At 42.6% G+C, this 12,365-nt stretch carries 11 protein-coding genes; 2 read left to right on the plus strand and 9 right to left on the minus strand.

Going from position 1 to position 12,365, the window contains the following annotated elements; translation table 11 throughout:
• Positions 1–117 precede the first annotated feature (117 nt).
• A complete protein-coding gene (locus ACN222_RS25770; RefSeq protein ID WP_010999288.1) occupies positions 118–1,323 on the plus strand; it encodes an HhoA/HhoB/HtrA family serine endopeptidase in 1,206 nt (401 codons plus the stop codon).
• 71 nt (positions 1,324–1,394) lie between these two features.
• On the opposite strand, the gene ACN222_RS25775 is transcribed toward ACN222_RS25770, so the two are convergent.
• The 3 genes from ACN222_RS25775 to ispD all read right to left on the minus strand — a co-directional run bounded on the left by ACN222_RS25775 (position 1,395) and on the right by ispD (position 3,286).
• Positions 1,395–1,739, minus strand: coding sequence for a DUF760 domain-containing protein (locus tag ACN222_RS25775; protein WP_010999289.1), 345 nt, complete (start codon positions 1,737–1,739; stop codon positions 1,395–1,397).
• A 65-nt stretch (positions 1,740–1,804) separates the two neighbouring features.
• A complete protein-coding gene (gene scpB, locus ACN222_RS25780; RefSeq protein WP_010999290.1) occupies positions 1,805–2,401 on the minus strand; it encodes an SMC-Scp complex subunit ScpB in 597 nt (198 codons plus the stop codon).
• A 198-nt stretch (positions 2,402–2,599) separates the two neighbouring features.
• Positions 2,600–3,286 (minus strand): 2-C-methyl-D-erythritol 4-phosphate cytidylyltransferase, encoded by a 687-nt coding sequence (gene ispD / locus ACN222_RS25785; RefSeq protein WP_010999291.1) that lies wholly within the window; start codon positions 3,284–3,286, stop codon positions 2,600–2,602.
• Between the two features lie 369 nt (positions 3,287–3,655).
• Here ispD and ACN222_RS25790 point away from each other — a divergent pair, with 369 nt between their 5' ends.
• Positions 3,656–4,615, plus strand: coding sequence for a glycosyltransferase family 9 protein (locus ACN222_RS25790; RefSeq protein WP_010999292.1), 960 nt, complete (start codon positions 3,656–3,658; stop codon positions 4,613–4,615).
• A 134-nt stretch (positions 4,616–4,749) separates the two neighbouring features.
• On the opposite strand, the gene ACN222_RS25795 is transcribed toward ACN222_RS25790, so the two are convergent.
• From ACN222_RS25795 to ACN222_RS25820, 6 genes are all read right to left on the minus strand, one after another.
• On the minus strand, positions 4,750–5,223 hold the full coding sequence (locus ACN222_RS25795) for a CRR6 family NdhI maturation factor (RefSeq protein WP_010999293.1): 474 nt from the start codon (positions 5,221–5,223) through the stop codon (positions 4,750–4,752).
• A gap of 171 nt (positions 5,224–5,394) precedes the next feature.
• Positions 5,395–5,691 carry a Mo-dependent nitrogenase C-terminal domain-containing protein gene (locus tag ACN222_RS25800; protein ID WP_010999294.1) on the minus strand — a complete coding sequence of 99 codons (297 nt, stop codon included), beginning with the start codon at positions 5,689–5,691 and terminating at the stop codon, positions 5,395–5,397.
• Positions 5,688–6,125 (minus strand): hypothetical protein, encoded by a 438-nt coding sequence (locus ACN222_RS25805; RefSeq protein ID WP_010999295.1) that lies wholly within the window; start codon positions 6,123–6,125, stop codon positions 5,688–5,690. The genes ACN222_RS25800 and ACN222_RS25805 overlap by 4 nt, the downstream gene beginning before the upstream one ends.
• Before the next feature lie 222 nt (positions 6,126–6,347).
• On the minus strand, positions 6,348–6,722 hold the full coding sequence (locus tag ACN222_RS25810) for a response regulator (RefSeq protein ID WP_010999296.1): 375 nt from the start codon (positions 6,720–6,722) through the stop codon (positions 6,348–6,350).
• Between the two features lie 84 nt (positions 6,723–6,806).
• Entirely contained in the window at positions 6,807–9,704 is a 2,898-nt protein-coding gene (locus tag ACN222_RS25815; protein ID WP_010999297.1) for a PAS domain S-box protein, read from the minus strand.
• A gap of 169 nt (positions 9,705–9,873) precedes the next feature.
• Positions 9,874–11,679 carry a diguanylate cyclase gene (locus ACN222_RS25820; protein WP_010999298.1) on the minus strand — a complete coding sequence of 602 codons (1,806 nt, stop codon included), beginning with the start codon at positions 11,677–11,679 and terminating at the stop codon, positions 9,874–9,876.
• Between the last annotated feature and the right edge of the window lie 686 nt (positions 11,680–12,365).

The following is a 12,365-nucleotide window of genomic DNA, read 5'->3' on the forward strand; positions in this document are numbered from 1 at the left end:
ACCCATTACCCAATCCCTAAAAAAGCAACTCTATGTTAAATTTATCTGTCCAGTTAGGGATTGCTTGACTACACTTAGAAATTAGCAACTGCATTGCTGTCCTTGAGCGTAGTCATTATGAATTTATCCCTAAAGCAACTGGCCGTTTATCTGTCTCTACTAGTGGTTGGTGGTAGTGCAGGTTTGTTAGGCAGTCGCTATCTCCTCCCACAAAATCGCTCGTTCCAACAACTCAAAAATGTCACAGTCGGTTTGCCCTCGGAGTCTGTAGCGCCTAATGCTGTAAAAGGCTCTGCGGCAAATAATGGAGGGGATAATGTCAATTTTATTGCTAGTGCTGTGCAGAAAGTTGGCCCGGCTGTAGTGCGAATTAATGCCACCCGTAAAGTCGCCAATCCCATCTCTGATGTTTTAAAGAATCCTCTATTGCGTCGATTTTTCGGTGAAGATGAACAGCCAATTCCGCAAGAACGAATTGAGAGGGGTACAGGTTCGGGATTTATTTTGAGCGAAGATGGGCAATTACTCACTAATGCTCATGTAGTAGCTGATACAGACACCGTACAAGTAACTCTTAAGGATGGCCGGACTTTTGAAGGGAAGGTACTGGGAGTTGACCCTATTACAGATGTAGCTGTTGTCAAAATCCCCGGAAAAAACTTGCCGACAGTGGATTTGGGGAATTCGCAAAATCTCATTCCGGGACAATGGGCGATCGCTATTGGCAATCCTCTCGGTTTAGATAATACTGTGACTATCGGCATTATCAGCGCTACCGACCGCACCAGCGCCCAAGTCGGTGTTCCTGATAAGCGAGTCAGTTTCATTCAAACAGATGCAGCAATTAACCCTGGTAATTCTGGCGGGCCTTTGTTAAACGCTCAAGGGGAAGTAATTGGAGTTAACACTGCTATTCGTGCAGATGCTCAAGGTCTTGGCTTTGCTATTCCTATAGAAACAGCCGCCCGTGTCGCTAATGAGCTTTTTACTAAGGGGAGTGTACAACATCCGTTTTTAGGGATTGAAATGACAGACTTGTCCCCTAGCAAAAAACAGCAAATAAATATTGAAAACAAGTTAAATATTCGACAAGACACTGGGGTGGTAATTAAAAGTGTCTTGGATGATTCCCCAGCCAAAAAAGCAGGCTTGCTCCCTGGTGATGTAATTCAAAAAATCAATAGTAAAACGGTGAAAACATCAGCCCAGGTACAAAAATTGGTCGAATCCAGCACAGTTGGAGATATCCTAGCCGTCGAAGTTAATCGCAGTGGTGAAATTCTCACCTTAAAGGTTCAGTCGGGAGTTTATCCCAACAGATAGCTAGTGGTCAGTGGTCAGATGTCAGTTGTGATTGCTTTTGCAACTGACTACTAGCTACTAATAACTGACACTTAGCCATTAGACAAATGATCTAACTGCATCCTTTGTTCCATTTGGCGTAAGAAGTATCCAGTCATCATTGCCGATGCTAATAACCCCGCTAGATTTTCTTTGTCTGTAGTAATTTGGACATTGAAATTTTCTGCGGGGAGCATTCCCACTAACCCTTGGACGTTCTGGGAAATAATTTGTTTAATTTCCGGGCTGACAGATTGGGCTACACGGGCTAGAACTTCGGGAGACTGATGTTGTAGATACTTTAGTAACTGATTTGGGTGTTCCCCAAAATGGTCAGAAAGAATTTGGTTGGTGTGTTCTTCGGAGTTGTCGTTTAAGAAGTCAGGATCAAACACCATTGGCAATTTTTTTTAGCTTAGTTGCTAATTCTACTCTAAACCATAGTACAAGAGTAGTGCTTTAGTCAGTTGTTAGTTGTCAGTTGTCCGTTGTCCGTTGTTTCCCCTGCTCCCTGCTCCCTGCTCTCTACTCCCCTACTCTCCACAGCTAAGTCTAGTTCTAACTGCTGTTCTTTCTGGTCATTGTCGAAGGGTTGAGGAAGTTGCTCTATTTGGAAATATTGATGAAATTTTGGTGTGACTTGGAGTGAATAGGAACGGGATTCATTATCTCGGCGCTTACGGACAAAACCGAGTTCAACTAGTTCTGGTACGTGTTGATATACACCGGAACCGCGTAGCTCAATCAAGTCGCTTTGCAGGATGGGACTATTGAGAGCGATCGCTGCTAATGTCCGCAATGCACCTAACCCCAATTCTACAGGAATCATTGTCTGCACTAAGTCTTGGAAGTCTGAACGTAGTTGCAAACTGTAACCATCTGTAGTTTCTACGACTTCCAAGGCGCTATCTCGGTGGGCGTAGCTGTCCATTAATTCAATGATGCCTTCCTCTACGGTAGCGCGATCGCACGCGGCATATTCGGCAATTTCACCGACCGATAGGGGTTTACCCTTTAAATAGAGAATCGCTTCTATCTTAGTTGCTGTGGCTGTATTCATTTAATCAAGAGTCATTAGTCATTAGTCATTAGTCAATGGTCATTAGTGTATGACGGTTGACCTTTGCCTAGTTTTACTCTAACGGTTAATTATGCTTCCCAATAAATGTGGGGGATTATACATATTTTTTGATTTTCAGTCAAGATGCTTACCCAAGTTCGTCAAAGCAGCAAAACACAAGACTTTTAGCAGCCTAAATTACGAATTATCTCGACTGTTAAGAATAAATTCAGCGATCGCTAAATCTTGGGGAGTTGTTACTTTCAAATTTGTTTCCTCACCTTCCACAATTTGCACTTCGATACCGCACTTTTCAAATAAAGCCGCATCGTCAGTCACTTCCCAACCTTGACGAACACCTTCAGCGTGGCACTGTTTCAACAATTCAACATTAAAGCCTTGGGGGGTTTGTGCAGCCCAAAGATTGCGTCGGTCTGGTGTATTTTGAATTATGCCATCTTCATCCACAACTTTAATCGTGTCTTTTACAGGGACAGCCGCAATCAAGCCGGAACAGTGACGAATTGCTTGAGCGCAGGAGTTGAGTAAATTCGGTGTCGCCAGACATCTAGCACCATCATGAATTAAAACTTGCTCTGCGGCTGTTGGTAGCGCCTGTAAGCCGTTGTAAACCGATTCTTGTCTAGTGGAGCCTCCTAAGATAAATTCCACTGGTTTAGTCAGCTGCAAGTTAGCAAGAATAGATTTAAAATCTGGCCAGTCAGTGGGTTGGGAAATAATGCCAATCCAACTAATTTCACTGGCTGCTTGTGCAGCTAAAAGAGTCCAAGCAATAATAGGTTGCGATCGCACTTCTAGCAGCAGCTTATTGCGGTCACATCCCATTCTTTTGCCAACGCCGGCGGCGGGAATTAGTAAATACACTGTCTTTTAATGCCAAACTAGGGAATGAATACAGGGAAACTTGGCTACCTCCAATTCAAAATTATGAATTGAAAATGACTTAGTTTTGAATTTTGTTGGCACAGCCTTGCCGTAGGCTATTTTGAATTGGAGCGACGCGACTTGACATTTTTTGGGGGAAGGTTCAAGCTCCAACGCCACTTGACGGCAGTTGCCTCAAGTCGGGAAACCCCCCCACGGCACTGCCTCCTTTATGCCGGGGAACCCGTCCACCGCAGTGGCTCCCCCTTGTGGGTGGCTGTCTTTAATTTTGAATTTTGAATTGGAGCGAAGCGACTTGACTTTCCCGTATTCACCTAAAATAAGGAGCGATAAGCGTCAATAAATATTATGCGAGTAGTAGCCCTTGTACCTGGCGGAATTGGCGATCAAATTCTGTTCTTTCCGACTCTAGACGACCTGAAGCGCTATTACCCAAACGCTCAGTTAGATGTTGTAGTGGAACCCCGGTCAAAGGCTGCCTACCGGGTGAGCAAGTCAGTAAACGATATACTGACCTTCGATTACAAAGACCGTAACAGCCTAGCCGATTGGGGAAATCTTGTAGGCACAATTCGTGATCGTGAGTATGATGTGGTGATAACTGTTGGGCAAAGCTGGCTAGTGGGTTTATTCCTCTGGTTAACAGGAATCCCCACCCGTATCGGCTACCAAGGTAAAGGCAGATCATTTCTGACCAAAACTGTACCGTTCAAACCATCCCAATACGCGGCGGCGGTTTACCACGACTTGCTGGCACCCATCGGCATCACAACCCCTACTCCAGAATTAGCGGTAAATGTGCCGAAACCAGATATTGACTGGGCAAATAGCGAACAAAAACGCCTTGGGGTCAACGAAACAGGTTACGTTTTGATTTATGGTGGCTCTAGCTGGGTGTCTCAGCCTCAAGCCCTAGAGACCATTTACCCTGCGGAAAACTGGCAGGAAATCATTCAAGACTTTCGACAAAAGCAGCCAGATTTGCCTGTTGTAGTCATACAAGGCCCAGATGATGAGCAATTTGTGCGATCGCTTCGAGATTATTCTTTAGATATCAAGGTGACCTCCCCTGATAATGTTGGTAAACTAACGGCGATGATTGCTGGAGCTAACTTAATGCTGACCACTGATAGTGCGCCACTGCACTTAAGTGTGGCAGTACAAACCTATACTATTGCTCTATTTGGTTCCACAGATCCCGTAAAGTTATTACCGAACAGCGATAAACTTTTGGGCATTAAATCTTCCACAGGTAGGGTGGCAGATATTTTACCCAAAGCTGTATTAGAAAAAGTTTGGGGAGGTTGATCGGAGGTAGGGGAGGCAGGGGGAGAACTGACTGCAAGATTTTCGCCCAATCCCCAGTCCAAGGCAAAAGTAAAAAGGTAAAAGTCAAAAGAAAAAATCTTTTATCTTTTTACTTTTTACTTTTTTGTCCCCAACTAAAACATTTCAAAAAACCCATCTTCTAATTCGTAACCCAGCATTTGCGCCATAGACTTAAGACGCGATTGCGAGGGTATTTTTTGTTCTTTTAACCAGTCACTTAAAACAAAAATCTTGTGCATCAAAAAGATTTCTAAAGCTTCGGGATTGTACTGGATGCCTTCTTTTGCACTGAATTGGTGTGGTACAAGCATAGCGGTGTAACGCCCCAGTTCACCAGCTTTCCAATCTAGTAAAAATGGCAACCAGGGATACTTGGCATCCAGACGCACAAACCACAGCCTTAATTCGGGGATTTCTGACAATTCGCGGGGATCGCCAGGCTCTAGAGTGTATTCAATAGCAAAACTTAACTGCTGTTCGTGGGAAGCAATATTTCCCTCTTGCAGCAGTTGGTTGATTACCTGATGTGCAGGTGATAAATCAAGATTATTAACAGTGTCTGTATTGAGTGCGATCGTAATTGTCATGGACTCATCAGCTACTTTTTTTAAGCTCAGTCAGTATGCTTGAGAATCCACAGTACCAGCTTTCTGGTATCGGCGCTATATTTTGTGACTGCGGAACCTGTAAAACCTCAAAATGGATAAGTATAAGTCTTGACTTGTGATGCCTCTGTAAGATATTCTGCCACTCGTCTTTTAACAGAACTGTGTGACATCTTCACCACATTCGTCTGCTAAGTACATTAAAGCTTTAAAGCGAATTTCTATTAACTGTTCGTAGAAAGGATTGAGTTTACATAGAGGCGGGATGTGAACTAGGATGCGATCGCCCCATTTAAATTCTCTTTCAAATGGACAACTGGCAGGAATAATTGTACACAGCCACCGGGCTAATCGGTGATTTTTGATTTTTAGAGATTCCAGCCATTGACGGATTGGTTGTAGTAGGAGATTTACAACAAAGACGAAACTGAATGTGATACTAGACATCATATTGTGAGTGAGTGAATTTGTTGGGGAGTTAAGAGTATTTTTTCTAGCAAGAGACGGTCAGTTTTCGCAGTATCTTTCATAATTGTTGCTTTGGCATTTTCAGTCAATAATATTTTGCCATCAGCAGTAAAACTAAATTCTCCACCAGGCATAAAACCTTTTTGGACAAGTTTTTTTAAAGCAAATCTAGTTACTGATTCTAGTAATTGCTTATAAGGTCTCCAATCAGCTAAATGATCTAAAATCCAGTGAAATGTTTGAGAATGAGATATTGATAATTCTAATATCGCTGCTGTGAGACATGATTCTATATATTCCGGTGCTAAATGCTGATCTAATTCAGTTACCCAAGTTTCAATTAGCTTTTTATCCTGAAACCTTAAAATATAAATTGCTCTATCGAGATGAAATTGGAATAATTCTAAATCTTTCATTTTTTTTAAATGGTAATAAAAAACGATTAATTAAATTATTTTATCGGTGGGAAATAATTGCTGGCATTTAATGTCCAAGTTCCAATCTAAGTAATAGGTATTTATTTATTACCCTATAAGTAAAATTACTGTTAAACTGTTATCTTCTTAGTTGCTTCTAACTTTAAACTTGAAAAATGCAGAACTTGTGGAGATACGTCTAAAGTTAGAGATCTTTTTAATTTACCAATTTAAAGCTGCGGCAACTTGAGCAGGCAATTTCATCGCCTTGAAGGGTTTGGTAATAATAGCTTGTATTCCTAGTTCCGCAAATCGTCTCTGTTCGGCGGTTTGGGTCTTTGCTGTCAGCAAAATGACAGGAATCGGCTGAGTCACTGGATTGGCTTGTAGGGCTTGAAAGGTGGCGATTCCGTCCATGTCGGGCATCATCACATCTAAAAGAATTACGTCGGGTTGTTCAGCCGCCGCTTTAGCCACTCCCTCACTACCAGAAGCAGCAGTTGAGACTTGCCAACCACCCACCGCTTTTAAAGCGAGTTCAGCCACTGCTCGGATATCATATTCATCATCAATGATGAGAATGCGTTTCGTAGCCATAACACAATACTGTTCACTTATTTTTTGGCAGAGGCAGGGGTAGAATATCTGATTCAGCACTCATGACTCAGCCCTTTCTTTAGCCTAATTGCAAATTATTCTGTTGAGTAAGGTAATGACACGCTGCTCAAATTCTTGGGGGTTAATGCGTCCTTTAGTGAGAAACAATGTTTGCCCTAATTTTAATCTTTGGCGATCGCTCTCATCTAAATCGCGGGCTGTGTAAACTACTAAAGGTACATGATACAAACGCTGATACTGCCGTAACCAGTCCACCACGGCAAAACCATCGCATTCGGGTAATCCCAAATCTAGTACCAAAAAGTCAGGAATGATATTTTGACTAATTTGAATGGCTTCTCGTCCTGTTTGAGCATAGAAGGTAGAAATACCATGACGATTGAACATAGCAATCAATACTTGTGCTAAATCTGGGTCATCTTCTACAACTAGTACTTTGATGACTTGTTGCTTGGTGGTGGCTTTTTCTAAAGCTTGGCATAACAACTTCACGTCGGGAGGTTTGATAATCCAATCACTAACATCATGGGGAAGTTCTTTACTATGATCAGGTATGACACCACTAAGAATAATTACGGGAACGTCTTTAGTTTCTTGCTGCTGTTTTAGCAGTGCTAATGTTTCCCAACCATCAATCTCTGGCATCATGAGATTGAGAATAATTGCATCAGGTTGGTTGACTTTCGCCTTTTCTACAGCTTCTTTTCCTGATGCTACGGTCATGACTCGATAACCTTGCTTTTCGAGGATGACTTGCACAACAGCCCGCACGGAAAGATCATCATCGCAATGCAATATCAGAGGAGAGATTGATTCAGTGGGTTGCTGAGGTGCGGCGTGGGAAAGATGGAGAAACTCTTCCTCTTTATTCTGCTCTTCTGGAAAAATTGGCAAGGTAAAAGAGAAGGTACTGCCCTCGCCCGAAGTGCTTTCAGCCCAGATTTGTCCTCCATGATGCTGCAAAATGCTGCGACAGATAGCCAAGCCTAAACCTGTGCCACCTTTTTTACGAGAATCGGAGGCATCGACTTGCCCAAAACGCTCAAAGATAGATTCCAGTTTATCAGCCGGAATACCCCGACCTTGGTCTTTGACTGCAAACAGGATAATAGGGGTATGGGGGTATAGGGGTATAGGGGTTTGGGGGTATAGGGGTATAGGGGTTTGGGATTTTTCTAATTCCCCTTTTTCGAGAATTTTAGCAGTCACCCAAACTGTGGCACCAGTAGGGGAGAATTTAATCGCATTGCTGATGAGGTTAGTAAATACTTGGATGATGCGATCAGAATCTGCCCAGAGATGAGCCGATAGAGGTGACATTGATAATTGTATTCCCGCTTGCTCTGCTAATTCCTCCATAACTTCTACTGATTGGGTCATTAAGTCGGCAGCATTGCAAGCTTGGGGGGCAATTTGGATTTTTCCCGACTCAATGCGTTCAATATCTAGGATGTCATTGATCAGACGCACCAATCTATCAGTATTATTAGCGGCTATGTTCAGCATCCTTTGGGCATCTTCAGAACCTGCCGGCACCACTCCACTAGCTAATAAGTCTAAAGCCCCGGAAATGGAAGTTAAGGGGGTGCGTAATTCGTGACTGACGACAGAGACAAATTCATCTTTGAGACGTTCGACTTCACGGCGATCGCTGATATCTTTCATAAAGCAATAATGGCCTATACATTCCTGCTGTTGGTTATAGGCTTTGACCATTACTACTTGTTTATAAAAGGCTGAACCATCTTTACGCATGGCTCTAGCTTCGATTTCTACCTTGCCGTTTTTCAGCATTTGGTGATAGGCAGCCATCATTTTTTCTTTGTCATCTGGATGGACAGTTAATGCCCACTCCATACCAATCATTTCTTCTGGTTTGTAGCCAGTTATTTTGGCATAGGCTGGATTTACTTTGATGTAATGTCCCTGAGTATCTAACTGAGAGATACCTTCCACAGCGCTTTCCAAGGCTTGGCTGAGGTGAAGCAGTTCTTCTTCTGCTCGTTTGCGATCGTTAATATCCGTCATTGTGCCAATGTATCCTGTCACCTCTCCATTACTTCCTCTTTCGGGGATTGCTTGGTAAATCACCCAGTTAATGACGTTATTGGGATGGCGAAAACGATACTCTGCTTTAAACGGTAAATTTTGTTGTACTGCTTGATTCCATTCCCTCACAATACGCAGGCGATCGTCTGGATGCAAGGATTGTATCCAGCCTTCACCCAATATGTCTTTGAGAGGTGAACCAATTAAATTGCAAGCTCTTTCATTGGCAAAAATGCACCGCCCAAAAGCATCATTACGAAAAATTCCGACTGGTGCAGTTTGCGCCAGGGTGGCGTAACGATATTCGCTTTCTCGTAGAGCTGCTTCTGCTGCCTTGCGTGCAGTAATATCACTACCAATACCCAGAAAACCCGTAATATTTTTCTCTGCATCATACAAAGGTGTAACAGATAGCAGCACTGGGAAACGCGAACCATCTTTACGAATGTAAGTCCATTCCCGTTCTTCCACCTGTCCCAGTCGTGCTTTAGCCACAAAAGCCTCAAATCCAGGTTCAATGGTTACCCCTAATTCTTGAGATAGTTCTTGTGCCACTTTCACGACTTCATTTTTGTCGTGGATCATCTCTGGGGTTTTTTTACCAATCACTTCTTCGGCGGTGTATCCCAGCCATCGCTGTGCAGCCGCATTAAATGTCAGAATTATGCCGTCTGGTGTGGTGGAAATAATTGTGTAATTGGCACTGTTTAAAATTGCCTGTTGCAATTTTTGATTTGTTACTTCTAACTGTACTTGGCTAGGAAATTTCCCAGCTTTTGCAATTAGTTTCACACATATAAACGCTGTATACAGAGAAATGATGGCTGTAATCGTTTTGATGACTCCAGATAACCAATCATGAGGATGCCAATAAGGGACTGAGATAAAAAATGTATATAATAATTCGGACATATAGCTGTTGACGGTTGACGGTTGACGGTTGACAGACTTGAAAGCCTTGTGTTGTCAGGGTTTTATATTGCCTTGATGTCCTAATCTATCTGGCTACGGCTATATGTTCTCCTAGAAAAGGGAGTGGAGAATGGGGAATAAAAATTTTTTCTCCTGTTCCTTACCTGATTCAACTACTCAACACCCGATTTCTTCCAGTTGCCTTTGATTGGTGAAGAACTATGTCAGCAGCTTGATATAGCACTTCAAGTTTGTCGCCATCTTGGGGATATTCCACTACTGCGGCGCTCAAGGTGGCGTGGAATGATTGATTACTTGTATTAATAAATTCAATTTGCCGGAAAGTTTTCAGTAATTCCCCTAGCCGCCTTACCCCTTCACCTTTGGTTATTCCTGCCATTCCTAAGATAAACTCTGTGCCTCCCCAGCGTCCGACTACATCTTGACTATGGAACATTTGCCTTAACAGTTCGCCCAGTTGAGATAAGACGCGATCGCCTATTTCATGACCATAGTTATAATTAATTTGCTTGAGTCCATCCAGTTTTACAACAGCGAAGCTCAGGGTTTGCTGGTGAGTATGACACCACTGAAGGTAATGGTTTAATTCCTGGGTGGATTTACGGCGATTAGCTACCAAGGTCAGCGTATCTATTTCTGCTAAATTCCCTAACCTCGCTGCCAAAAATCCCTGGGGATGAGGGAGAGTATAGACTTTGATGCCCCAAGCACTGAGTAAAGTCTGGAGTGTAGTTAATATTTGCGGGTCATCGTCTACAATCATCACTCTGGCATCTGTTAATTGCCCAGGGGCGATCGCCTCTGAACCCTGACTCCTGCTCTCCCTGACTAATTCCTGGTCTTGATCAATAACTAGTACCAAGGGGCGATCGTCTGCTTTTGTTTCAACTACTGATAGTTCTGTTTTATACCCAGATTTTAAATTTTCTAATTCTTGGTGTAATGCCTCAACCACTTGCCCCAAATGCTTCCCACCTGAAGCTTTCAGCTTTTTGCCATTATCTAACAAAGATTCTATTTCTTGTGCTATCTGGGAACCCTCATCAGAGCCGAACATTCCCAAAGAACCAGCTAATTTGTGAGCTTCTACCTTGGCTTTTGACAGTATTTCCTCACTGACTTTGTTCTGTAGCAGTTTATGAGAAGCTTGTTCAATTACGGCTACGCGCTGTTCTATTTTCTCTACTACATCTTCCCAGACTTTTCTTACCTCATTCTCGACCGGATTGGCGATCGCAGCGACAACTTTTTCAGTATTTAATTCTTCTTCTCTTCCTGGTTGCACCGGTTTGAGCCGATACCCAATCCCATAAACTGTATCAATGGGATCTTCAACTACTCCGGCTGCTTTCAGCTTTTGCCTCAATCCCTTGATATGGGATCTCACTGTATCTTCTGTTGGTGGTTCTTCAAATGACCACAATTGGTCTATTAAAGCGCTACAACTAAAAATGCGGTGACTATTGCGGAGAAACAGTTCTAGCAAACCGTATTCTTTAGGAGTTAAATGTAAGAGTTTTCCATCACAAGCGACTTCACAAGTACTTGGGTCAAGCCGGAGGTTATTCCATTCCAACAGAGGCGGTAAAGCTGAACCACCCCGACGTAATAAAGCCCGAATTCTAGCTAATAACTCTTGAAAATCAAAAGGTTTTGCCACATAATCATCTGCTCCAGCGTCTAAGCCTGTAACCTTAGTGATACTTGTATCTTGGGAGGTTAACAGGAGAATAGGAGTTTGATTACCACTAGCTCGTAACTGCCGACAGAAACTAATTCCATCCAGCTTAGGCAAGATCAAATCTAACAGAATCAAATCATAAGTATATAACTCCGCAAAATCCCAGCCTTCTTGTCCGTCTTTGGCGAAATCAACAGTATAATGCTGACTTGTTAGCGACTTAACAAGTAATTCGCCAATCAGTTCGTCATCTTCTACTAATAAAATTCTCATGGCGGTAAATCACCGCAATTACGACTTATTATTAATTGCCAAAAATAAATAATTGGATACAAAATCTGTTTAAAAATCACACTCTAAGGCTAACTTATATCAAAGCAGTAATTTTGCTTGCCTTCGTAAATATAAACATTTAATTTATGATTACCATGATTGACAAACTACTGGTATAAGACTCATGCTTGATTTTTGAAATATACGTAGGGGAGCCACTGCGTTGGACGAAGAGAAGTCTGAACAGAGGAATCCTACGATCAGAACTTCGGGGTTTCCCGGCTTGGAGCAAGTGGCGTTGGGTAATGCCGACCAAAACCATGAGTCGGTACACTTTGCCTACCCTACAAATACTGAGAATTTTATGGGCAAGCGCAGGCTACGCCAACAGAAATCAAGTCGGATTCCTGTATTACTTGTAGCTAAGGTCTCAGTATATTTTACTGAACATTTTCGCTGCAAAAAACATAACCTTTTTATTATCAATTAGTCTCAAAAACTTAATTAATAATAAAAAACTCCACCCGCTTGTGGATGAAGTTTTTGTTATTGGTCAGTGGTCAATGGCAAAAATGTCTAAAAACCACCAATTCTTGGGATGGGGTATTAAACCAGCAGATCCTTTCAACAACTGACACGCGTAAAGCCTTCGGCATAGCTCCGCGTTAAGCGGAGCGTCCCGCAGG

Origin of the sequence: Anabaena sp. FACHB-595, assembly GCF_048568275.1 — a bacterium.
Lineage (GTDB): Bacteria > Cyanobacteriota > Cyanobacteriia > Cyanobacteriales > Nostocaceae > Trichormus.